Source organism: Streptomyces sp. NPDC053048 (assembly GCF_044547045.1).
Classification (GTDB): Bacteria; Actinomycetota; Actinomycetes; order Streptomycetales; family Streptomycetaceae; genus Streptomyces.
Window position 1 is genome coordinate 1 of record NZ_JBITZS010000001.1, and the last position, 23,010, is coordinate 23,010.

General features: G+C 72.3%; 20 protein-coding genes, 1 tRNA gene and 1 pseudogene. 19 read left to right on the top strand and 3 right to left on the bottom strand.

What is annotated here, in order from left to right; genetic code table 11:
• Together ACIG36_RS00005 and ACIG36_RS00010 are read left to right on the top strand one after the other, a co-directional pair.
• Positions 1 to 185 (top strand): annotated as a pseudogene (locus ACIG36_RS00005) (NAD-dependent malic enzyme); the annotation flags it as partial.
• Positions 186 to 474: 289 nt separating this feature from the next.
• Complete coding sequence (locus ACIG36_RS00010) at positions 475 to 756, top strand: HU family DNA-binding protein (protein ID WP_004951951.1); 282 nt, start codon at positions 475 to 477, stop codon at positions 754 to 756.
• Between the two features lie 167 nt (positions 757 to 923).
• Here the strand turns inward: ACIG36_RS00010 and murA are convergent, their stop codons facing one another.
• The gene (gene murA, locus ACIG36_RS00015) at positions 924 to 2,264 is read right to left on the bottom strand and encodes a UDP-N-acetylglucosamine 1-carboxyvinyltransferase (protein ID WP_399919462.1); all 1,341 of its coding nucleotides are present in this window, start codon (positions 2,262 to 2,264) and stop codon (positions 924 to 926) included.
• Positions 2,265 to 2,527: 263 nt separating this feature from the next.
• Between murA and ACIG36_RS00020 the strand changes: the two genes are divergently transcribed.
• From ACIG36_RS00020 to mycP, 11 genes are all read left to right on the top strand, one after another.
• Positions 2,528 to 3,154 carry a YqgE/AlgH family protein gene (locus ACIG36_RS00020; protein WP_399919464.1) on the top strand — a complete coding sequence of 209 codons (627 nt, stop codon included), beginning with the start codon at positions 2,528 to 2,530 and terminating at the stop codon, positions 3,152 to 3,154.
• 30 nt (positions 3,155 to 3,184) lie between these two features.
• Positions 3,185 to 3,490 (top strand): DUF3039 domain-containing protein, encoded by a 306-nt coding sequence (locus ACIG36_RS00025; protein ID WP_399919466.1) that lies wholly within the window; start codon positions 3,185 to 3,187, stop codon positions 3,488 to 3,490.
• A 232-nt stretch (positions 3,491 to 3,722) separates the two neighbouring features.
• Positions 3,723 to 5,042 carry an extracellular solute-binding protein gene (locus tag ACIG36_RS00030; RefSeq protein WP_399919468.1) on the top strand — a complete coding sequence of 440 codons (1,320 nt, stop codon included), beginning with the start codon at positions 3,723 to 3,725 and terminating at the stop codon, positions 5,040 to 5,042.
• Entirely contained in the window at positions 5,039 to 5,986 is a 948-nt protein-coding gene (locus ACIG36_RS00035; RefSeq protein WP_399919470.1) for a carbohydrate ABC transporter permease, read from the top strand. The genes ACIG36_RS00030 and ACIG36_RS00035 overlap by 4 nt, the downstream gene beginning before the upstream one ends.
• The gene (locus ACIG36_RS00040) at positions 5,983 to 6,840 is read left to right on the top strand and encodes a carbohydrate ABC transporter permease (RefSeq protein ID WP_399919472.1); all 858 of its coding nucleotides are present in this window, start codon (positions 5,983 to 5,985) and stop codon (positions 6,838 to 6,840) included. The genes ACIG36_RS00035 and ACIG36_RS00040 overlap by 4 nt, the downstream gene beginning before the upstream one ends.
• 4 nt (positions 6,841 to 6,844) lie before the next feature.
• Positions 6,845 to 8,476, top strand: a complete 1,632-nt coding sequence (locus ACIG36_RS00045; RefSeq protein WP_399919474.1) for a beta-N-acetylhexosaminidase — start codon at positions 6,845 to 6,847, stop codon at positions 8,474 to 8,476.
• A gap of 334 nt (positions 8,477 to 8,810) precedes the next feature.
• The gene (locus tag ACIG36_RS00050) at positions 8,811 to 9,716 is read left to right on the top strand and encodes an FAD binding domain-containing protein (RefSeq protein ID WP_399919476.1); all 906 of its coding nucleotides are present in this window, start codon (positions 8,811 to 8,813) and stop codon (positions 9,714 to 9,716) included.
• The gene (locus ACIG36_RS00055; protein WP_399919478.1) at positions 9,713 to 11,212 is read left to right on the top strand and encodes a (2Fe-2S)-binding protein; all 1,500 of its coding nucleotides are present in this window, start codon (positions 9,713 to 9,715) and stop codon (positions 11,210 to 11,212) included. The genes ACIG36_RS00050 and ACIG36_RS00055 overlap by 4 nt, the downstream gene beginning before the upstream one ends.
• A 32-nt stretch (positions 11,213 to 11,244) precedes the next feature.
• Positions 11,245 to 13,602 carry a xanthine dehydrogenase family protein molybdopterin-binding subunit gene (locus ACIG36_RS00060; protein ID WP_399922067.1) on the top strand — a complete coding sequence of 786 codons (2,358 nt, stop codon included), beginning with the start codon at positions 11,245 to 11,247 and terminating at the stop codon, positions 13,600 to 13,602.
• An 83-nt stretch (positions 13,603 to 13,685) separates the two neighbouring features.
• Complete coding sequence (locus ACIG36_RS00065; protein WP_399919480.1) at positions 13,686 to 14,114, top strand: hypothetical protein; 429 nt, start codon at positions 13,686 to 13,688, stop codon at positions 14,112 to 14,114.
• 1,627 nt (positions 14,115 to 15,741) lie between these two features.
• Entirely contained in the window at positions 15,742 to 16,863 is a 1,122-nt protein-coding gene (gene mycP / locus ACIG36_RS00070; RefSeq protein WP_399919482.1) for a type VII secretion-associated serine protease mycosin, read from the top strand.
• A gap of 19 nt (positions 16,864 to 16,882) precedes the next feature.
• Here the strand turns inward: mycP and ACIG36_RS00075 are convergent, their stop codons facing one another.
• On the bottom strand, positions 16,883 to 17,005 hold the full coding sequence (locus tag ACIG36_RS00075; RefSeq protein ID WP_399919484.1) for a hypothetical protein: 123 nt from the start codon (positions 17,003 to 17,005) through the stop codon (positions 16,883 to 16,885).
• A 282-nt stretch (positions 17,006 to 17,287) separates the two neighbouring features.
• Here ACIG36_RS00075 and ACIG36_RS00080 point away from each other — a divergent pair, with 282 nt between their 5' ends.
• Together ACIG36_RS00080 and ACIG36_RS00085 are read left to right on the top strand one after the other, a co-directional pair.
• Complete coding sequence (locus ACIG36_RS00080) at positions 17,288 to 17,887, top strand: rhomboid family intramembrane serine protease (protein ID WP_399919486.1); 600 nt, start codon at positions 17,288 to 17,290, stop codon at positions 17,885 to 17,887.
• Between the two features lie 80 nt (positions 17,888 to 17,967).
• Positions 17,968 to 18,330 carry a hypothetical protein gene (locus ACIG36_RS00085; protein WP_399919488.1) on the top strand — a complete coding sequence of 121 codons (363 nt, stop codon included), beginning with the start codon at positions 17,968 to 17,970 and terminating at the stop codon, positions 18,328 to 18,330.
• A gap of 21 nt (positions 18,331 to 18,351) precedes the next feature.
• Here ACIG36_RS00085 and ACIG36_RS00090 read toward each other — a convergent pair.
• Positions 18,352 to 18,426, bottom strand: a tRNA-Cys gene (locus ACIG36_RS00090).
• 254 nt (positions 18,427 to 18,680) lie between these two features.
• Here ACIG36_RS00090 and ACIG36_RS00095 point away from each other — a divergent pair.
• From ACIG36_RS00095 to ACIG36_RS00110, 4 genes are all read left to right on the top strand, one after another.
• Positions 18,681 to 19,586, top strand: coding sequence for a LysR family transcriptional regulator (locus tag ACIG36_RS00095; protein ID WP_399919490.1), 906 nt, complete (start codon positions 18,681 to 18,683; stop codon positions 19,584 to 19,586).
• A gap of 102 nt (positions 19,587 to 19,688) precedes the next feature.
• The gene (locus ACIG36_RS00100; protein ID WP_399919492.1) at positions 19,689 to 20,249 is read left to right on the top strand and encodes a cysteine dioxygenase; all 561 of its coding nucleotides are present in this window, start codon (positions 19,689 to 19,691) and stop codon (positions 20,247 to 20,249) included.
• Positions 20,249 to 21,301 (top strand): YeiH family protein, encoded by a 1,053-nt coding sequence (locus ACIG36_RS00105; protein WP_399919494.1) that lies wholly within the window; start codon positions 20,249 to 20,251, stop codon positions 21,299 to 21,301. Before ACIG36_RS00100 ends, ACIG36_RS00105 begins: the two co-directional genes overlap by 1 nt.
• Before the next feature lie 137 nt (positions 21,302 to 21,438).
• The gene (locus ACIG36_RS00110) at positions 21,439 to 22,863 is read left to right on the top strand and encodes an MFS transporter (RefSeq protein ID WP_399919496.1); all 1,425 of its coding nucleotides are present in this window, start codon (positions 21,439 to 21,441) and stop codon (positions 22,861 to 22,863) included.
• The last annotated feature ends 147 nt before the right edge of the window (positions 22,864 to 23,010 follow it).

A 23,010-nucleotide genomic window follows, 5' to 3' on the forward strand; every position in this document is an offset into this window, starting at 1 on the left:
TCAACACCGACATGATGCTCGCCGCCGCCACCGCCCTCGCCGACGTCGTCACCGACGACGAACTCAACGCCAACTACATCATCCCCAGCGTCTTCAACGACAAGGTCGCGGGAGCGGTCGCCGGGGCCGTCCGGGAGGCCGCCAGGGCCGCCGGGGCGGCTGTGACGGCCACCACGACGGTCTGACGCACGGCGCGTCGAGTGGCGCGGGGCTCCGGCCGCCCCCATAAGGTGTCGGGCAGACATCCGAGGCCGCAGAAATGCGGCCGCATCCGAGGCTGTGGCGCTGGAAGTGGCGCTTTCCGTGTGACTCTCCAGGGTGCCGGATTGGCTTTCCCGCCACTGGTGGGGGCAGGATGCGTAACCGGGCGCGAGGGTCTGGCAAACGGACCCGGGTCCGGGGACTGTCCGAGGGCCCTGGCAGCATCGGCTTCGATCTCACGCCTCATTGGCAAGAAGAACACGGGAGTACAACATGAACCGCAGTGAGCTGGTGGCCGCTCTGGCCGACCGCGCCGAGGTGACCCGCAAGGACGCCGACGCCGTTCTGGCCGCGCTCGCCGAGACCGTCGGCGAGGTCGTCGCCAAGGGCGACGAGAAGGTCACCATCCCCGGCTTCCTGACCTTCGAGCGCACCCACCGTGCCGCTCGGACCGCGCGCAACCCGCAGACGGGCGAGCCGATCCAGATCGCTGCCGGTTACAGCGTGAAGGTCTCCGCGGGCTCGAAGCTCAAGGAAGCCGCGAAGGGCAAGTAAGCCTCGGGCGCTGCGTAAAGCGCCGTCAGGGCGGCCACCCCGGTCCGGGGTGGCCGCCCTTTTGCCTGCTGTGAGGGCCTGTCAGGCCCGTGGCGGGCCTCGGAACACGAAGAAGCCCGTACGGACCTTCGAAGGTCCGTACGGGCTTCTGACGGCCTTACGGGGCGTCAGGCGGCGGAGCCGCCGGGCATCTCCACGTTCGCGCCGAGGTCCTTCAGCTTCTGCATGAAGTTCTCGTAGCCGCGGTTGATCAGGTCGATGCCGTGCACGCGGGACGTGCCCTCCGCGGCCAGTGCCGCGATCAGGTACGAGAAGCCGCCGCGCAGGTCGGGCACGACCATGTCGGCGCCCTGCAGTTTCGTCGGGCCGGAGACGACCGCGGAGTGCAGGAAGTTGCGCTGGCCGAAGCGGCAGGCGGAGCCGCCCAGGCACTCGCGGTAGAGCTGGATGTGGGCGCCCATCTGGTTCAGGGCGGAGGTGAAGCCCAGCCGGGACTCGTAGACCGTCTCGTGGACGATCGACAGGCCCGAGGCCTGGGTCAGGGCCACGACCAGCGGCTGCTGCCAGTCGGTCTGGAAGCCGGGGTGGACGTCCGTCTCCAGCGCTATGGCGTTGAGCGGGCCGCCCGGGTGCCAGAAGCGGATGCCCTCGTCGTCGATCTCGAAGGCGCCGCCGACCTTGCGGTAGGTGTTCAGGAACGTCATCATCGAGCGCTGCTGCGCGCCGCGGACGTAGATGTTGCCCTTGGTGGCCAGCGCCGCGGACGCCCAGGAGGCCGCCTCCAGGCGGTCCGAGAGGGCGCGGTGGTTGTAGCCGCCGAGCTTGTCGACACCGGTGATCCGGATCGTCCGGTCGGTGTCCATGGCGATGATCGCGCCCATCTTCTGCAGCACGCAGATGAGGTCCTCGATCTCCGGCTCCACGGCCGCGTTGGACAGCTCCGTGACGCCCTCCGCCAGGACGGCGGTCAGCAGCACCTGCTCGGTCGCGCCGACCGAGGGGTAGGGCAGACGGATCTTGCAGCCGCGCAGGCGCTGCGGGGCCTCCAGGTACTGGCCGCCCTCGCGCTTCTCGATGGTCGCGCCGAACTGGCGCAGCACCTCGAAGTGGAAGTCGATCGGCCGGCCGCCGATGTCGCAGCCGCCCAGGCCGGGTATGAACGCGTGGCCGAGGCGGTGCAGGAGCGGGCCGCACAGCAGGATCGGGATGCGGGAGGAGCCGGCGTGGGCGTCGATGTCCGCGACGTTGGCGCTCTCGACGTACGTCGGGTCGAGGACCAGCTCGCCGGGCTCGTCGCCGGGGCGGACGGTCACGCCGTGCAGCTGGAGCAGACCGCGTACGACGCGGACGTCACGGATGTCGGGGACGTTGCGCAGGCGGCTGGGGCCGTGCCCGAGCAGCGCGGCGACCATGGCCTTGGGCACGAGGTTCTTCGCGCCGCGGACGCGGATCTCTCCCTCGAGCGGGGTGCCGCCGTGGACAAGCAGGACATCGTCAGGGCCGGTCATGGATCTCGCGTTCCTGGAGTTGGGCAGGGGGCAAGAAGAAAGGGTAATGCGACCGGAGGGCCGTTCTGGCGCCCCGAGGGGCCTTGGAGCACGCAATGGTTTTGTCACAACACTCTGTGTTTATGGAATGGTCGCTACCGGTTATCGTCAGGTCACATTCCGGTCATATGCGCGGCCGCTGCTCTCGTACGCCCCCTCGCCGCCCCCGGACAGTCGTTCCTGTCCACTCCCCCTCCGCCCCCGAAATGGGGGATCATGTGGCCATGACCGAGGTGTCCTCGCTCACAGGACGGCTGCTCGTCGCGACGCCCGCGCTGGCGGACCCGAATTTCGACCGCGCGGTGGTGCTGCTGCTCGACCACGACGAGGAGGGCTCCCTCGGCGTGGTCCTCAACCGGCCGACCCCCGTCGGCGTCGGCGACATCCTGGAGTCCTGGGCCGCGCTGGCCGGGGAGCCGGGCGTGGTCTTCCAGGGCGGCCCCGTCTCGCTGGACTCCGCGCTGGGCGTGGGCGTGGTGCCGGGCGAGGCGCACGACCGGCCCGCGGACCTCACGGAGGGTGACGACCCGGCCGGCCCGCGGTCGGGCCGGCGGCCGGACCCGATCGGCTGGCGGCGGGTGCACGGGGCGATCGGCCTGGTCGACCTGGAGGCGCCGCCGGAGCTGCTGGCCACGGAGCTGGGCTCGCTGCGGATCTTCGCGGGCTACTCCGGCTGGGGCCCGGGGCAGCTGGAGCAGGAGCTCGTCGAGGGCGCCTGGTACGTGGTCGAGTCCGAGCCGGGGGACGTGTCGTCGCCGGATCCGCGGCAGCTGTGGCGGGCCGTCCTGCGGCGTCAGCGCAATGAACTGGCGATGGTCGCCACCTATCCGGACGACCCGAGCCTCAACTGAGGGGGTCCGGCCCCAGTACTCTTGGAGACCATGAGCACTCTTGAGCCCGAGCGCGGGGCAGGTACAGGCACCCTCGTAGAGCCGACGCCGCAGGTGTCGCACGGCGACGGCGACCACGAGCGCTACGCCCATTACGTCCAGAAGGACAAGATCATGGAGAGCGCGCTCTCCGGTTCCCCGGTCGTCGCGCTGTGCGGCAAGGTCTGGGTTCCCGGGCGCGACCCCAAGAAGTACCCGGTCTGTCCGATGTGCAAGGAGATCTTCGACGGCATGGGCGCCGGCGGGGACGACAAGGGCGGCAAGGGCGGCAAGGGCGACAAGGGCGACAAGAAGTAGTCCCGCCCGTTCCCACCCCACCTCAGGGCTTCCACGGCTCCTGGGGCGCGTGCCACGCGCCTCGGGGGCCGTTTGCCGTTTCGCTCGCCTTTCCGTTCGCCCTTCCGCCCGCCTTTCCGTGGCGGCGGGAGACCCCTTGCCGGGGCGGGCGGTCCGGCTCTAGCCTCCTCTCTCAGTTGTGCAGCACGAAACGCCCATTGCGTATGTTGCAACGCTGCCCCAGGGGGAGCCCATGGCACGGCCGCCGGCCAGGACCCGTACCGTCGCCCTGCTCGTCGTCGCGGCTGCCCTCGGCGCGGCGACGGCCTGCGCCCCCTCCACCTCCGTCGGCAGTCCGGGCGCCGACCGTTCGACCGGCACGCTGCGGGTCTGGCTCTTCCGGGAGGTCGACAACGGACCCAAGACGGCGGTCGTCGACGAGGCCGTCGCCGCCTTCACCCGGGCCCACCGGGGTGTGCGGGCCGAGGTCACCTACATCCCCGTCGAGAGCCGCGCGCAGCGGATGAAGGCGGCCTTCAACGACCCGGCGAGCGCGCCGGACGTCGTCGAGTACGGCAACACCGACACCGCCGGGTACGTACGCGACGGCGGGCTGGCCGACGTCACCGCCGACCTCGCGCTGTGGGACGAGGCCAAGGACACCGACCCGGCGGCGCAACGGTCCGTCACCGTCGACGGCAAGCTCTACGGATCACCGTTGTTCACCGGTGTCCGGGCGCTGTACTACCGGACCGACGTCTTCCGGGAACTGGGCCTGAGCCCGCCCCGGACCCAGGCCGAGCTCGCCGCCACGGCCCGCCGTGTGCACCGCGAGCGACCGGAGCTCTACGGGCTCGCGGTCGGCGGCGCCTACACCTACGGGGCGCTGCCGTTCCTGTGGGCGCACGGCGGTGAACTCGCGGGGCGCAAGGGACGCACGTACACGGCCGCGATCGACAGTCCCCGGGCGAAGAGGGGCATCGCCGCCTACACCGCCCTCTTCGGCGAGGACAACTGCCCGGCGAGCCGCTGTGCGCGCATGGGCGGCAATGACACCGTCCAGGCGTTCGCGTCCGGCAAAGCGGCCATGGCCATCGCCGGCGACTTCAACCACCGGGCGATCGAGAGCGGCAAGGTCAAGGGCGCGTACGCGGTCGTGCCGCTGCCCGGCGTCCGGGAAGGGGGCATCGCCCCCGCCTTCGCGGGCGGGAACAACATCGGCGTGCTCAGGAGCAGCTCGCACCGCACCCTCGCCGTGGACCTGATGAAGGCGCTGACCGGCAAGCGCACCCAGGCCCGGCTCTTCGACGCGATGGGCTTCCTCCCCACCTTCACCGACGTCCGGCGGGCGGCGGCACGCGAGCGGCCCTTCGTCGAGCCGTTCGTGCGGACGCTGGCCGCCGGGGCGAAGTCCGTACCCGCGTCCCCGGCCTGGGCCGCCATCGACGCCGGGCAGGTGCTGCCGACCCTGTTCCAGGAGGTCGTCAGCGGGCGGGCCGACGTGGACGCGGCGACGCGCAAGGCGGCCCGCAGGATGAACGAGGCCTTCCGGAACAGGGCGTTACGGTCGTGAGCAGGCGCGGCACCGCCATCAGCGCGCCCTCAGCGACCGTGCGCGGCGGCGGCCGGGGCTCCTGGACACCGTGGCTCTACCTCGCGCCCGCGCTCGCCGTTGTCGGCACCCTGCTGCTCTACCCCGTCCACCAGCTGGGCCTCATCTCCTTCCTCGAGTACACCCAGGCCCAGGTCAGCGGCGGTGAACCCACCGCCTTCCGGGGGCTGGCCAACTACCGCGAGATCCTCGGCGACGAGCAGTTCCGGCAGGTCCTGCTCGCCACCGTCGTCTTCGCGGCGGTGTGCGTGGTGGCCACCTTGGCCGTCGGCTGCGCGCTGGCCGTCCTGCTGACCCGGATACGGGCCCTGCCACGGCTGGCCCTGATGCTGGCCGCACTCGGGGCCTGGGCCACGCCCGCCGTCACCGGGTCGACCGTGTGGGTCTTCCTCTTCGACCCGGACTTCGGCCCCGCCGACAAGGTGCTGACCGGGCTCGGCCTCGGCGGCTTCGAGGGCTACTCCTGGACGTACGGCCGCTACAGTGCCTTCGCGCTCGTCCTGGCCGAGGTCGTCTGGTGCTCGTTCCCCTTCGTCATGGTGACGGTCTACGCGGGCATCAAGGCCATTCCGGGCGAGGTGCTGGAGGCGGCGGCCCTCGACGGTGCCTCGCAGTGGCGGATCTGGCGTGACGTCATGGCGCCGATGCTGAGGCCGGTGCTGACGGTCGTCACCCTTCAGTCGGTCATCTGGGACTTCAAGGTCTTCACCCAGATCTATGTGATGACGAACGGCGGCGGCACGGCCGGACAGAACCTCACCCTGAACGTCTACGCCTACCAGAAGGCTTTCGCCTCCTCCCAGTACAGCCTCGGCTCGGCGATCGGTGTGGTCATGCTGCTCGTTCTGCTCGCGGTGACGCTCGTGCACCTGCGCCTGCTGCGGCGTCAGGGGGAGGAGATATGAGCCGGGCACGCGGCCGGGGGGCGCGGCGGCTCGTCGCCGAGGGCGCGGCACTGCTGACGGCCGCCGTGGTCGCCTTCCCGCTGTACTGGATGGTGCTCTCCGCCCTCAAACCGGAGGGCGAGATACAGGACGGCCGGGCCCTGCCGTGGACGGCGCATCCGTCCCTGGACGCGTTCCGGCGCGTGTTCGGCCAGCAGGACTTCGGGCGGTATTTCCTCAACAGCCTGCTGGTCGCCGGGGTCGTGGTCGTCGCGTCGGCGGTCTGTGCCTTTCTCGCCGCCACGGCGGTGACCCGATTCCGGTTCCGTTTCCGGACGACCCTGCTCGTGATGTTCCTCGTCGCGCAGATGGTGCCGGTGGAGGCGCTGACGATTCCGCTGTTCTTCCTGCTGCGCGACGCGGGCGCGGTGGTGCCGGGCATCGGGCTCAATACGCTGGGCTCGCTGATCCTGCCGCACATCGCCTTCTCCCTGCCCTTCGCGATCTGGATGCTGCGCGGTTTCGTGCGGGCGGTGCCCCAGTCGCTGGAGGAGGCGGCGTACCTGGACGGCGCGAGCCGCGGCCGGTTCCTGTGGCGGATCCTCTTTCCGCTGGTCTTTCCCGGGCTGGTGGCGACGAGCGTGTTCTCCTTCATCTCGACGTGGAACGACTTCCTCTTCGCGAAGTCCTTCATCGTCAGCGCCACCGAGAATTCAACCCTTCCGATGGCGCTCCTCGTCTTCTTCAAGGACGAGGGCAACGATTGGGGCGGCATCATGGCGGCGTCCACCGTGATGACGGTTCCCGTGCTGGTCTTCTTCGTACTCGTACAGCGCAGGCTCGTATCGGGCCTGGGCGGAGCGGTGAAGGACTGACGACATGCATGAGCTGATCCCGGCACCGAGGCGCGTCAAGGACGTTCCTCCGCCAGGGCGGTACGTCCTCGACGAGGAGACCCTGATCGAGGCGTGGCCCGGCACCGAGGACGTCGCGCGCTGGCTGCGCGCGACCGTCGGCGCCGCCACCGGCCTGCCCCTGGCGCCGGGCGATGACGACGACAACCGCATCGTGCTCGCCGTCGACCCGGCGATCGAGCGGGAGCTGGGCCCCGAGGGCTACCGCATCGTCGTCGACGGCTACGCCCTGCGTGTCGACGGCGGCAGCACCGCCGGAGTGTTCTGGGCGGCCCAGACCCTGCGTCAGCTGCTGGGCCCGGACGCCTTCCGGCGGGCGCCGGTCACCCCACGCCGGGAGTGGAGCGTGCCCACGTGCGTCATCGAGGACGCGCCCCGTTTCGCGTGGCGCGGCGTCCTCCTCGACGTCGCCCGGCACTTCATGCCCAAGGACGGCGTGCTGCGCTACCTCGACCTGCTCGCCGCGCACAAGCTCAACGTCCTGCACCTGCACCTGACCGACGACCAGGGCTGGCGGCTGGAGATCGAGCGCTACCCGCGGCTGACCGAGGTCGGCGCGTGGCGGGCCCGCACCAAGGTGGGGTTCCGGACGTCGGAGCGGTGGGACGAGCGCCCGCACGGCGGTTACTACACGAAGGACGATATGCGCGAGATCGTCGCGTACGCCGCCGCACGGCACATCACGGTCGTGCCGGAGATCGACATACCGGGCCATTCGCAGGCCGCGATCGCCGCATACCCCGAACTGGGCAACACCGACGTCATCGACACCACCACCCTCTCCGTCTGGGACACCTGGGGCGTCAACCCGAACGTACTCGCCCCCACTGACAACACCCTCGCCTTCTACGAGAACGTCCTGGCCGAGGTGCTCGAGCTGTTCCCGTCCCCCTTCGTCCACATCGGCGGCGACGAGTGCCCCAAGGAGCAGTGGAAGGCCTCCCCGGCCGCTCGGGCCAGGATGGCGGCGGAGGGCCTGGCGGACGAGGAGGAGCTGCAGAGCTGGTTCATCCGCCACTTCGACCGCTGGCTCGCCGAGCGCGGCCGGCGGCTGATCGGCTGGGACGAGATCCTCGAGGGGGGCCTGGCGCCGGGCGCCGCCGTCTCCTCCTGGCGCGGCTACGCGGGCGGCATCGCCGCCGCCCGCGCGGGCCACGACGTCGTCATGTGCCCTGAGAGCGAGGTCTATCTCGACCACCGTCAGGCCGCCGGCGACGACGAGCCCGTCCCCATCGGCCGGGTCCGCACCCTCGAGGACGTCTACCGCTTCGAACCCGTACCGGGGGAGCTGACGGACACCGAGGCCGCCCACGTGCTCGGCGCGCAGGCCAACATCTGGACCGAGGTGATGGAGGACCAGCAGCGCGTCGACTACCAGGCGTTCCCGCGCCTGGCCGCCTTCGCGGAGACGGTGTGGTCCGGCCTCCCGGCACCCGCCCTGCGCGACTTCGCCGACTTCGAGCGCCGGATGACGGTCCACTACGCGCGGCTCGACGCGCTCGGCGTCGCCTACCGCCCGCCCGCCGGCCCTCGCCCCTGGCAGCGCCGGCCCGGTGTGCTCGGACGCCCGATCGAGGGCGCGCCCCCGATCGTGTGAGGCGCGCCGGAAGGTGACGAACCGTACGGCGGCCCCTGGCACGGTTGTCCTTCACACACTGCCGTAAGTCGTACAAGGATCGCTGAAACATGGCAATACGCTGGCAATGCGCCCAGAGTGGCCACAGTGGTCATAGTGCCCACAGGGCGGAGAGCGTACGAATCCGGACTTTCCCTGCTTTCTTCCTGAGCACGGAAAGTCCGGCGGTTCGTGGACCCTCGCGACGGCGCACCCGGAAGATGTGCCAGAGTTGCCCCGTCCGGGCCGACAGCACGTACCGTACGGCGAGGACCTGGCCGGGACAGCCGGGACCACCGGGGAAGGGGCAGCTGGGTTGACCACGCACGCACCGCAGGCGGCGCACACGGTGACGTTGCCGGGCTCGCTCGACGAAGCCGTGGCGGCGCTGGCCGCCATGCCCACGGCCGTGCCCGTCGCGGGCGGCACGGACCTGATGGCCGCCGTCAACTCCGGGCTGCTGCGGCCCGCCGGGCTCGTCGGCCTCGGCCGCATCAACGAGATCCGCGGCTGGCAGTACCAGGACGGGGCCGCGCTGCTCGGCGCGGGCCTGACGCACGCCCGCATGGGCAGGCCGGACTTCGCCGCCCTCATGCCCGCCCTCGCCGCGGCGGCCCGCTCCGCCGGACCACCGCAGATCCGCAACGCCGGCACGCTCGGCGGCAACATCGCCTCCGCCCAGGCCACCAACGACGCGCTGCCCGTGCTCGCCGCACTCGAGGCCTCGCTCGTCATCGCGGGCCCCGGCGGCACCCGCCGCGAGATCCCGATCGGCCGCCTGCTGGCAGGGCTGGACATGCTGCGGCCGGGCGAACTCATCGGGTACGTGCGCGTGCCGCTGCTGCACGCCCCGCAGACCTTCCTCAAGGCCACCGGCCGTACGGGCCCCAGCCGGGCGATCGCGTCCGTGGCCGTGGTGCTGGACCCGGCGCGGCGCAGTGTGCGCTGCGCGGTGGGCGCGGTGGCGCAGATGCCGCTGCGGCCCTTCGACGCGGAGCGCTGGGTCTCCTCGATCGTGGACTGGGACGGCGACCGCACGCTCGCCCCGGACGCCCTCGCGGCCTTCGGCGAGTACGTCGCCGCCGCGTGCCTGCCCGACCCGTCGCCCGCGCAGTCCGCACTCGACGGCACCGAGCCCGGTACCCTGCCGCCGGCCGTGCTGCATCTCCGTCGTACGGTGGCGACTCTGGCCCGCCGAGCTCTGGGGAGGGCACTCGCGTGAGTGACGAACAGCAGCGACACACCCATGCGCCCGCGGAGGGCGGCTGGCAGCCCATTCCCCGGGGCGGGGAACTGGACGCCGAGGGCACGACCTTCGTGCAGCTCCCGCCGGAGCTGCTGGCCCACCCGGGCACAGCGGCGAGCACCGCCGCCCAGGGCTGGAGCCCGCTCGCGGCGCCCGGCACGGGCTACGCGCCCCCCGCCGCCGACGCCTGGCAGCAGCCCGCCGCCCCCGTGTCCGTCGCCGACGGGCAGTGGGGCGTTCCGGCGTACGAGGCCTCCTACGGGCACCACGTTGCCGGGGCGGCCGAGGGCGGTGCCGACGACGGCGGTGCCGCCGATCCGCACGCCACGCAGCAGTGGCCGGCGCCGTTCGCCGGCGACGAGGGCGCGCTGTCGTCCCCGGAACCGGCGGCCACCGGGCAGTGGTCGGTTCCGGCCGCCGGTGACGACTCGGTGGACGAGTCCGGCGAGTACCCGCTGCGCGAAGCGGGGATGGAGGCGCGTCACGAGTACGCCGCGTCCCTCGGCGGGGTCACCGGTGCGGGCGATAATCCGACCGCAGAGTGGACGGCTGCCGCGCACGTCCCGCCGGCTCCGGCCCCGGAGCCCGAGCCGCGGCCCGAACCACCGCTCGACCACGCACCGGAGGAGCCGGAGCCCGTCGCGGTCCCGGAGACCGATGCCGCGGCCGACGGGGTCACGGCGGACGCGTCCGCGGCTGACGCCTCCGTCGCTGACGCCGCCGTCGTCGCCGAACCGGGCGGCGAGGGCGGGCCCGTAGCCGCCCCTGCCGACCTCCACGCCGAGCACCATGTCGACCTGCCCGTCGACCCGCCCGTCGACCTCCCCGCCGAGCCCGAGCCGCCGGCGCAGCCGCACAACGAGCACCCCTGTGCCTCGTACGTCCTGCGTGTCAACGGCACCGACCGGCCCGTCACCGACGCCTGGATCGGCGAGTCCCTGCTCTACGTCCTGCGCGAGCGCCTGGGCCTGGCCGGCGCCAAGGACGGCTGCTCGCAGGGCGAGTGCGGCGCCTGCTCGGTGCAGGTCGACGGGCGGCTCGTCGCCTCCTGCCTGGTGCCCGCCGCGACCACCGCGGGCTCGGAGATCCGTACGGTCGAGGGCCTGGCGGAGCACGGACAGCCGTCCGACGTGCAGCGGGCGCTCGCCGAGTGCGGTGCCGTGCAGTGCGGCTTCTGCGTCCCCGGCCTGGCCATGACCGTGCACGACCTGCTCGAGGGCAACCACGCCCCGACCGAGCTGGAGACCCGCCAGGCGATCTGCGGCAACCTCTGCCGCTGCTCCGGCTACCGGGGCGTTCTCGACGCCGTGCGCCAGGTCGTCGACGAGCGCGCCGAAGCGGCCGCGGTCCTGGAGGAGGACCGGGCGCAGCAGGAGCCGGACGCGGCCACGGCGAGCATCCCGCACCAGGCGGGCCCGTACGGCCCGTACGACGGCGGCAGCGACAGCGGTAGTGGAAGGGCGATGGCATGACGGGAATGGGCGGGATGGCCGGAATGGGCGGGATGGGGGGCACGACGGGCGCGGGCGACATCCCGGCCTCCGTCACCACGGCCGCCCTCGTACCGCCCGCCGTCCCCGATGCCCCGCCGCACGGCCTCGGCGTCTCCCTCCCGGCCGCCGACGCCCTCGCCAAGTCGCAGGGCACCTTCCCGTACGCGGCGGACCTGTGGGCCGAGGGCCTGCTGTGGGCCGCCGTGCTGCGCTCCCCGCACCCGCGCGCCCGCATCGTCTCCATCGACACCTCCACCGCCGCGACGATGCCCGGCGTCCGGGCCGTCGTCACGCACGCCGACGTGCCCGGCGACGCCGCGCACGGCCGGGGCGTCGCCGACCGCCCCGTCTTCGCGTCCGAGTCCGTCCGCCACCACGGCGAGCCCATCGCCGCCGTCGCCGCCGACCACCCCGACACGGCCCGCCTCGCCGCCGCGGCCATCGCCGTCGAGTACGAGCCGCTGGAGCCGGTCACCGACCCGGAGGCCGCCTTCGGCGCCGAGCCGCTGCACCCCGACGGCAACCTCATCCGCCACATCCCGCTGCGCTTCGGCGACCCCGAGGCCGTCGGCGAGGTCGTGGTCGAGGGCCTGTACCGCATCGGCCGCCAGGACCCGGCCCCCATCGGCGCCGAGGCCGGCCTGGCCGTGCCGCGCCCGGACGGCGGCGTGGAGATCTACACCGCCTCCACCGACCCGCACCACGACCGCGACCTGGCCGCCGCCTGCTTCGGGCTGGAGCCGGACCGCGTGAAGGTCGTCGTCACGGGCGTGCCCGGCGCGATGGGCGACCGCGAGGACGTGGGCACCCAGATCGCCCTCGGCCTGCTGGCGCTGCGCACGGGCCACCCCGTCAAGCTCGCCGCGACCCGCGAGGAGTCCTTCCTCAGCCACGTCCACCGCCACCCCACCCTGCTGCGCTACCGCCACCACGCGGACGCGGAGGGCAAGCTGGTGAAGGTCGAGGCCCAGATCCTGCTGGACGCGGGCGCCTACGCCGACTCCTCCGCCGAGGCCCTGGCGGCGGCCGTGGCCTTCGCCTGCGGCCCGTACGTCGTCCCGCACGCCTTCGTCGAGGGCTGGGCCGTCCGCACCAACAACCCGCCGTCCGGCCATGTCCGCGGCGAGGGCGCCCTGCAGGTGTGCGCCGCGTACGAGGGCCAGATGGACAAGCTCGCGGCGAAGCTCGGCCTCGACCCGGCCGAGCTGCGCATGCGCAACGTCATGGCCACCGGCGACCTGCTGCCCACCGGCCAGACCGTCACCTGCCCGGCGCCGGTGGCGGAACTGCTGCGCGCGGTGCGCGACTACCCGCTTCCCGCGCTGCCGAAGGACGACTTCTCCGGCTCCGAGGACGACTGGCTGCTGCCCGGCGGCCCCGACGGCGCCGGCGAACCGGGCGCGGTGCGGCGCGGCGTCGGCTACGGCCTCGGCATGGTCCACATGCTCGGCGCGGAGGGCGCCGACGAGGTCTCCACGGCCACGGTGAAGGTCAGCGGCTCGGTCGCCACCGTCATCTGCGCGGCGGTCGAGACCGGCCAGGGCTTCACGACGCTGGCGCGGCAGATCGTCCAGGAGATCCTCGGCATCGAGGAGGTCCACGTCGCCCCGGTCGACACCGACCAGCCCCCGTCGGGCCCGGCGGCGCACGGCCGCCACACCTGGGTCTCGGGCGGCGCGGTGGAGCGGGCGGCGCGGATGGTCCGTACGCAGCTCCTGCAGCCGCTGGCCCACCAGTTCGGCATGTCGACGGAGCTGCTGACGATCGCCGACGGGAAGATCACCTCGTACGACGGTGTGCTCAGCACGACGGTCGCGGAGGCCCTGGACGGCAAGGAACTGTGGGCCACTGCCCAGTGCCGCCCCCACCCGACCGAACCCCTCGACGACACCGGACAGGGCGACGCATTCGTCGGCATGTCCTTCTGCGCCGTACGGGCCGTGGTGGACGTCGACGTCGAGCTGGGCTCGGTGCGTGTGGTGGAGATGGCGGTGGCCCAGGACGTGGGCCGCGTGCTGAACCCGGCCCAGTTGCGCGCCCGCATCGAGGCCGGCATCACCCAGGGCGTGGGCGCCGCCCTGACGGAGAACCTGCGCACGAGCGGCGGTCACGTCCGCCGCCCGGACCTGACCGGCTACGCCCTCCCGACGGCCCTCGACGCGCCGGACGTCCGGATCGTCAAGCTGGTGGAGGAACGGGACGTCGTCGCCCCCTTCGGCGCGAAGGCGGCCAGCGCGGTACCGGTCGTCACGGCGCCGGCCGCGGTGGCGTCCGCGGTACGGGCCGCCACGGGCCGCCCGGTCAACCGGCTGCCGATCCGGCCGCAGACGGCGGCGGTTGCGGCGACCGCTGTGGCGCAGGAGGTCTGAGTACCCGCACTCAGGCGGATGTCATACCCCGTCAGTAGTCTGTGACAGGTTGCGACGGGGATGACACGAGGGGTGGGACGGACGTGGGCGCGGGGTCGGCGGCGACTGCCGGATTGCACGCGGAGCTCGAATCGCTGAAGCGGTTCCGGGGCAGGATACAGAGCATCCTCACGGCACTGCAGGACACCGAGGCGGACCCGCGCCGGGTCGCCGACAACCACCTGGTCCCCGCCCAACTGGGCGTGAACTTCGCCGAGGTGGACTCCCTGTACGGCGCGTACAACGAGATCCACGGCCAGCTGAAGACGCTGTGCGCCCTGATGACCGACCAGATCGAGGCCCTGAGCACGGCGGTGCACGCGGCGCGCGTCGGCTACGCGAACGTCGACGAGGACCTTCGGGCCCGCATGGCGGCGATCCAGGCGAGGACGCGGGAGCTGTACGACCCGGTGCTGGACCCGCAGGCGCGACCGTCGGCGCAGCCGAAGGGCAGTAATGAGGGCAGCATCTGATGGCGGGAACTGTGCCGGGGCCTGTGCCGGGGCCCGTGCCGGGTGGCTCGGTGAGCCCGATCCTGCCGAAGCCGGTCAGCGGCTTGATCATCGCGTCCGACTTCGAGTCGAGGACGCACGACGAACTGTGCGCGATGGTGGAGCACACGGACGTACGGCGCACGACGTCGATGTCCGCCCGCCTGACGGCTGCCGCCACCCTGATCACCCAGCTGGGCGAGGAGCTCAAGCAGCACGTGTCGGAGGTGACGTGGGAGGGCGAGGCCGGCGATGCCTTCCGCGTCTGGGGCGCGGACATGGCCAACTCCACCCTGCGCCTGGGCGAGCTGAGCGGCAGCGCGGGCGCGTGGCTGATGCACGCGGCGTCGACGCTGGCGTCGGTGAAGTCCGCCATGCCGAAGCCGTCGCCGGAGGCACGGGGGACGCTGGACGCGTATGCGCGGGCGCGTCCGGGGCAAGTGGGCCGGGTGGCGTCACCGGACCTGTCGGACGGCGGGAACGGAGGCTTGCAGCAGCCGGGCCCGACGCAACGCCAGGCCTACGAGGCGCAAGAGCGGTTGGGGAGCGACCGCGCGGAGGCGGCCCAGCTGATGCGGAAGCTGGCGGGGGCGTACGCGTGGTCGGCGCATCAGATGGGGGTGGCGCCGCGGCCTACGTTTCGGCCTATTCCGGATGATTGGGTGCCGCCGGAGAAGGACGCTGAGGCGCTTCGCCCTGTCCCCGATGGCGCGTCACCAGTGGCGCCTTATGCGGGAGGAGCGGTAGGTGCGGGCGCATTTCCCCGGCAGGGAGACATCTCCTCGCCTGCGTATGGCGAGCGTGCGGGCGCGACCGTCCCAACCACCGCACACTTCGACCTTCCGGCTGCCAGCCGGATCGACGGAGTGACCGCCGGTCCCGCCGCGCCGTCGGTCACTCCAGACCAGCACACTGTTCCGAGGCCGGACGGCAACGTTCCCGCGAGCCCGCTTCCTCCTATGGCTGTGCCATCCGCTACAGCAAGAGACCGCAGGCTTGGCGATATGCCTGTCGTCGGCCGCGTACCCGAGGGCGGTGTGGACCGCACTCCCCAGACACCAAGGTCCGGAATCCGACCCGTCGCGTCGCTCCCGCGAAGCGCCGGCGATGGCGTCGTGGGGGGCCGCCCCTTGCCCCGGCCCGGGGAGCAGCCGGGCGGAAGGCTCCCGAAGGGCACCGTAATCGGCACCGAATCCGGGCACGGACACAGACAGGGCAGCGCTCCTATGGGCTACGGCCCCGGTCCGGGAGCTATCGGCGGTGCCGCAGGGAGCGGCCGGGCAGGCGGATCAGGTAGGCGATTGGCGACGGAGCCTGGTGGGGTCGTAGGCGGCCGGTCTCCGCGTGCCGGTAACGCGTCCGACCGGACCTTCACCCCTGGAGGGGCAGGGCTGGTTCGCGGCCCTGTAACGGAAGAGTCGGCACGACGCCGACGCCAGCGGCCTGAGTATCTGGTGGAGGACGAATCCGCCTGGACCGAGGGGCAGCGCCGCGTGGTCCCCCCTGTTATCGAGTGATGTCCCGAACCGTGCCCCTGAAGAGGACGTATATGCGGTCACGAGCAAGAACCCGCATCACCCGGCTGCTTGCGGCTGCCGCAGGCCTGCTCTTGATCAGCACAACCCCCCAGATTGCGCACGCCGACTCGATCCGCTCCCAGCAGTGGTACCTGGACGCCATGCGGGCCGAGGAGATGTGGAAGACCAGTACCGGCGCTGGTGTAACCGTTGCGGTCATTGACTCAGGTGTCGACGCAACGCTGCCGGACCTCCGAGGTCAAGTGCTCGAAGGACGTGACTTCACCGGCCAGGGTGGTGATGCTCGCACTGATGCCAACGGACATGGCAGTCGGATGGCCCTGTTCATCGCAGCGACAGGAAAAGGCGAAGGCGCATTTGGTCTCGCCCCGGGCGTGAAGATCCTTCCTCTGCGAGCCTCCGGTACGCAGACAGCCGCAACGAGTGCAGCGGCGATCGCATCTGCCATCCGATTCGCATCGGACTCCGAGGCAAAGGTCATCAATATCTCCCTCGCCAGAACAGCGCCGAGCGATGTGGAGAAGGAGGCCGTGAATTACGCACTCTCCAAGGGAAAACTGATCTTTGCTGGGGTCGGTAACGAGGGAGACAAGGACAACCTCGTTCAATACCCCGCAGCAACCCCCGGCGTCATCGCCGTCGCCGCCGTCGACCGCGACATCAAGGCCGCCCCCTGGTCCCAGCACGGCCCCCAGGTCGACCTCGCGGCGCCCGGGGCGGACATGGTGGCGCCTTGCGCCAACGGCACCAGCGGCCTCTGTTCCGGCGACGGAACCAGCGACGCAACCGCCCTGGCCTCCGCCTCCGCCGCGCTTGTCTGGTCCGCGCACCCGGACTGGACGGCCAACCAAGTGCTCCGCGTCCTCATCAACACCGCCGGCGGGCCCAAGAGCGGTGAGAAGCGCAGTGACACGATCGGCTACGGCGTGGTCCGCCCCCGCATCGCCCTGCAGAACCCCGGCGACCCCGGCCCCGCCGACGTCAGCCCACTCCCCGAGCTCGCGGCGAAACCGCAACCCACCCCGTCCCGCGCCACAGGCGGCATGACGCGAGCCGACTCGGGCAAGGGCGACGATCCGTTGTCCGGGCGCAACGTACTGGTGGCGGGCGGCGTTGCCGCCGTCGTCGCGTTGGCGGCCGGAGCAGCGGTGTTCGCCGCGCGACGCCGTAAGGCAGCGGTTCTGCCCAGGTAGCCGACCCCTGAAGCGTCGTTCAGACGGGGCGGATGCCCCCCCGCTGCGGTACCAGCTCGCCCCAGTGGCGTACCAGGCCGAAGCACAGCAGCGCGAACGCCTCGGAGAGGAGACTGAGGCCGAAGACATCGGGCACGGTCATCCACAGCGGCGTCGTTGGGGGTGGCATCTCCATGCCCATCGTGAAGCCGAAAGCGATCGGTAGGCGTCGGTAGGCGCCAAAGGCACACGGGCAGGCCGAGCAGGGGGATAAGGTGGGCGACTCTCTCCGCCCAGCGTGGGACGGGTCGTTCGTGCCGCGGCGTGTTGTTCTCCATGGGGCCGGCGCTTCCGGTCCACGGCCCGCCGTGATCTGGCGGCGGCATGATCGGGCTCCCCGCACGGCGGATGTACCGGGTGGGATTCGGCATGAGTGGGTGGGGAGATGATCGGCGACGCGCGCAAGGCGTTGCTCGCCATAGGCGGGCTCCTGGTCCTCGTGTGGTCGGTGCAGGTGGTCAACTGGGAGAGCGGTTACGGTCTCGCCCGCGACTACGCGGTCGTGCCGGGCGACACCGGGCGGTTGCCCGACATCCTCGCGGCGCCCTTTCTGCACTGGAGCTGGACGCATATCCAGGGCAATTCCGGGCCGCTGTTCGTCTTCGGGCTTCTCGCCGCCTATCGCGGAACGGCCCGGTTCCTCGGGCTGACGCTGCTGGTAGCCGTGGCCAGCGGGCTCGCCGTCTGGTTCTTCGAGCGGGCCGGCGCGGGGACGGTCGGGGCCAGTGGGCTGGTCTACGGGTACTTCGGCTATGTGGTCGTCCGCGGGTTCCTCGACCGCCGTCCGGTCGACAGTGTCGTCGGCGTGGTGATAGCGGCGGCGTACGCCTGCGCGCTGCACCCGGGTGGCCCCGGTGCCTCCTGCGTCAGCTGGTCGGCGCACCTCGGCGGGCTGGCCGGCGGTGTGGTCGGCGCCTGGGCGTTCCGCGACGCGTTCTGTGACGCGTTCCGCCACGGCGAGCGGGCGGCGCACGCGCGTTCATGAGTACGGCTACTCATCCTCCGCTCCCGGATGAGTACGCGTGCGGATGCCCGGCCCGCGGCGGCCTGCGTAGCGTCGGCGGTATGAGTCCTTCCCAGGCCCCTTCCCCGCAGCAGACCGTGGCCCGGTCCGGCGACTACCGGGCGGGCGCGGTCCTCAAGGGCCTCGGCGGTGTCGCGCTGTGGGTCCTCGCGGGGCTCACGTTCTTCTTCCTGCCCATGTCCGTCATGGCGAGCGACGGGTGTTCCGAGACCGACCCTCGGGTGATCTGCACCGTCGCCGGGCAGCAGGCCGTCGTGCTCGTTCCGCTGGTCGCCTCGCCCGTCGCCGCCGTGCTCGGCACCTGGGGCGTCGCCTCGCGGCGGGAGTCGGGATGGGTCGCCTGGCTGCTCGCCACGCTGATGCTGGGCGCCGCCTGGGTGGTCGTCGCGTGCATCACCGCGTGATGGCGGTGACGCCCGCGCCGGTGGAGGCCGTGACTGGAATCGAACCAGCGTAACTCGCTTTGCAGGCGAGCCCCTAAGCCACTCGGGCACACGGCCGTGCTGTCGTTCTCGTATGTCGTTGTTCTGACGAGCACGACCCTAGGGCCATATGCCGGTGGCCTCAATGGTGCGTGCGGCGCTGGCATAAGACCGCCATCCGCCGTTCATGAACCCACCCTCGACGTGATCGTTCCGCCGTGTCGTGCGAGGCGCGGTGTGATCCGAGTCCGTCATATCCGATATGCCCAGTGATCCAGAAGCAACCCACGGTGACTCATCCCCTCAACCCAAATTCCGCTTATGATTCCGGCGTGTTCGACTCCCGGCACATCAAGACCTTCCACGCGGTGGTCACCGCGGGGTCCTACTCGGCTGCCGCGCGCACGCTCGGCTACACGCAGCCCGCGATCACCCAGCAGATGAAGGCCCTCGAACGGGCGGTGGGCACACCGCTGTTCACCCGCGTCGGCCGTCGCATGCGGCTGACCGAGGCCGGCGAGGCGCTGGCGCGGCACGCGGAGACGATCCTGGCCAGTCTTTCCGCAGCGCAGCAGCAAATGAGCTCGCTGACGAGACTGCGCGCCGGACGGGTGCGGGTGTGCGCCTTCCCCAGCGCCGGCGCCACCCTCATCCCCGAGGCGCTGGCCCGCCTCGCCGCCGACCACCCGGGCGTACGGGTCGAACTGCAGGAGGCCGAGCCGCCCGACTCGCTGCGCCGGGTCGTGCGCGGGGAGTGCGACGTCACGCTCGCCTTCACCTACCCCGGCCTGCGGGAACAGGTTCCCGACGAGCTCGTCGAGATACCGCTCTTCGAGGACCAGCTGACCGTGCTGCTGCCCATGGGGCACCCGCTCGCCCGCCGCCGGGCCGTCAAGCTGGCCGACCTGGCGGAGGAGCGCTGGATCGCCGGCTGCCTGCGCTGTCGCACCAATTTCCTCCACGAGTGCGCCGAGCAGGGATTCGCACCCGACATCGCGTTCACAACGGACGACAACCTCGTCGTGCAGTCGCTCGTCGCCGAAGGGCTGGGCGTGGCGATGATGCCGGCGCTGGTGCTGTCCTTCCTGCGGCACGACAAAATCACCGGACGCGCCCTCGACCCGGCCGCGCGCCGCCAGGTCTCCGCCTACGTCCTGCGCGAGCATCTGCGGATCCCGGCCACCGCGCTGGTGCTCGACGAGCTGAAGGCCGTGGCCGCCCGCCGCGTCGGATGCTGACCGCCCGCCGGACGGGCACCCGCCCATCCATAAGCGCACATTGGCGTGACGGCAAGAAACTGTCGTTGGACGTGATGGATCAAGTGCCTCGACGCTGCACGTATGACCACACCTACCGCACCCCTGACCACCACCACGGCGCGGCTCGCCAAGCTCGTCGGTGACGTCCGGGAGACCGTAGGCCGCGGCCTGCCGCCCGACACGACGGCATATCTCGTCGGCGAGCGGCTCGCGGCCCACCTCGGCGCCCCCGACCTGCTCACCGACGCCCAGCGCGAGGGCGACCCCGAGCGCTACCGCCAGCACATCCTGCACGCCGAGAGCGACGGCAGCTTCTCCGTCGTCGCGCTCGTGTGGATGCCCGGCCAGCAGACCTCCGTCCACGACCACGTCTCCTGGTGCGTCACCGGCGTTCACCAGGGCACCGAGAGCGAACGCCGCTACCGCCTGGTGCCCGACGGCATGACCGCCCGCCTCGTCGCCACCGAGGACGTGGTCAACCACCAGGGCGACGTCTGCGGCTTCGCGCCGCCCGGCGACATCCACCGGGTGCGCAACGCCTGTTCGGACGTCGCCATCTCCATCCACATCTACGGCGCCGACGTCTCACGGCTGGGCTCCAGCGTCCGGCGCGTGTACGACCTGCCGGCCGACGCCCTCTGATGGCCGTCACCGACAAACACCCTGCGAGCCCGCCGGCGCCGACACTGCCGCGGGCCACGGCGTCCGGCAAGCTGCCCGGTCTGGCCATGGCCGCCTGCGGGGTCGTCCTGGCCTGGGGCGTGCACACGCTCCTGCCGGCCGTGCCCATGCTCACCGCGGCCGTCGTGCTGGGCATCGCCGCGGCACACCTGCCCGGCGTACGGAACCGGGTGCGCGGCGTAGGCAAGCCCGGCCTGACGCTCGCGGGCAAGCGGCTGATGCGGATCGGCATCGTGCTGCTCGGCCTCAAGCTGGGCCTGGACGACGTGCTCGGGCTGGGCTGGGCCACCGTCGCGATGGTGATCGCGGTGGTCGCCGCGACCTTCTTCGGGACGCTGTGGCTCGGCCGCCGGCTCGGGCTGCGCGGCGACCAGCCGCTGCTGATCGCCACCGGCTACTCCATCTGCGGCGCCTCCGCGATCGGCGCGGTCAGCGAGGTGTCGGGCAGCGACGAGGAGGACGTGGCGACGTCGGTGGCGCTGGTGACGCTGTGCGGCACGCTCGCCATCGCCGTACTGCCGCTGCTGCACCACCCGCTCGGCCTGGACGACGCGCAGTTCGGGCGCTGGGTCGGGGCGGGCGTGCACGACGTCGGGCAGGTGGTGGCCGCGGCGCAGACCGCCGGGCCGGTGGCCCTGGGCGACGCCGTGCTCGTCAAGCTGATGCGGGTCGCGCTGCTGGCGCCGCTCGTCGCGGCGGTCGCGGTGTCCGTACGCGGACGCCGGCGCGGTGCCGTGACGGCGTCCGGCAAGCGGCCTCCGCTCGTACCGCTGTTCGTGGCCGGCTTCCTGCTGACGGTCGCCGTCCGCAGCACCGGCCGGGTGCCGCAGGGCATCCTCGACGTCGCCCAGCACGCCCAGGAACTGCTCCTCGCCGCCGCCCTCTTCGGCCTCGGCAGCGCGGTGCACCTGCCGTCACTGGCGCGCACCGGCGGGCGGGTCGCGGCGCTGGGGCTCGGCTCGTGGATCGTGATCGCGGGGGCCTCGTACGGCGGGGTGCTGCTCACCACCTGAGCCGGGGAGGCCACAGGGAGCGGCACGGGAGCGGGCCCGCGGTGGGGACGGGCCCTGCGGACTAGGCCCTTCGGACGACCGAATTCCGGTCGTCCGGCGGGGGTCGGACCGGCCCCTCCCTCCCTACCCTGGCCAGCATGACCGCTACCGACGCCGAAGGCACCGACCTGGCCATATCCCCGACCGCCACCGAGAGCACCGGGGGCATACTCGGGCGCCGTCATCGCGCCCTCACCCTCGGCATCGTCTCCGTCGTCTCCCTCATCGCCTTCGAGGCGAGCGCCGTGAACACCGCGATGCCGGTCGCGGCCCGCGCCCTGGACGGCCTCGGGCTCTACGCGTTCGCGTTCTCCGCCTTCTTCACGGCGAGCCTGTTCGCGATGGCGCTGTCGGGGGAGTGGTGCGACCGCGCCGGGCCGCTCGCTCCGCTCTTCACCGGCATCGCCGCCTTCGGCGCCGGACTGGTCGTCGCCGGCTCCGCGCAGGAGATGTGGACGTTCGTCGCCGGGCGCGGAGTGCAGGGCATCGGCGGCGGGCTGGTGATCGTCTCCCTGTACGTGGTGGTCGGCCGGGGCTATCCGGAACGACTGCGGCCGATGATCCTGGCGTCGTTCTCCGCCGCCTGGGTCGTGCCGGTGATCGTGGGGCCACTGGTGGCGGGGACCGTCACCGAGCGGATCGGGTGGCGCTGGGTGTTCCTGGCCATCCCCGTCCTGATCCTGCTGCCGCTGGCCGTGATGCTGCCCGCGCTGCGCAAGCTGCCGCCCGGCGACCGCACCGAGTCGCTGGACCGCCGCCGCATCCTCCTCGCGCTCGCCGTCGCCGCCGGCGCCGGGCTGCTGCAGTACGCGGGCCAGGACCTGCGCCCCCTCTCGCTGCTGCCCGCCGCGGCCGGGCTCGCCCTGCTCGTGCCGTGCGTGCTGCGGCTGCTGCCCGCGCGCACCTTCCGCGCCGGGCGGGGGCTGCCGTCCGTCGTGCTGCTGCGCGGCATCGCGCAGGGCTCGTTCCTGGCCGCCGAGACCTTCGTGCCGCTGATGCTGGTCACCGAGCGCGGGCTGTCGGCCACCCTCGCCGGGCTCTCGCTCACCGGCGGCGGGCTGACCTGGGCGCTCGGTTCGTACACCCAGAGCCGCACCCGGCTGGAGCCGTACCGCGAGCGGCTGATGAGCGTGGGCATGGCGCTGCTGGCGCTCGCCGTCGCCCTCGCGCCCGTGGTGCTGATCGCCGCCGTGCCCGTGTGGCTCGCCGCCGTCTCCTGGATCATCGGCGGCTACGGCATGGGGCTGACGATCTCCGGCGGCGCGGTACTGCTGCTGCGGCTGTCCGAGCCGGGGGAGGAGGGCGCGAACTCCGCCTCCCTCCAGGTGTCGGACGCGCTGGGCAGCATCGTGCTGGTCGGGCTCGCCGGTGTGCTCTTCGTCTCCTGCGGCGGCGGGTCGGTGTCCGCCCACGCCGGGGGCGCGGCCGCGCCGCCGCACGCCTTCGTCGCCGTCTTCGCCCTGGCCTCGGCGAGCGCGCTCGCCGGCTCGTACGTGGCCACCCGGATGCGGCCGCGGGGGTAGGGCTTCCGGCGGTTGCCCCCCCGCCGACGCTTCCCGCAACCGGGGGCTCCGCCGCCCTCGAGCCCCCGGTCCGTGGACGCCGAGCCGACCGAATCCGGCCACTGTGACCTCCGTCCCACCCCCGGGTGAGCCCCCGCCGTACCACCC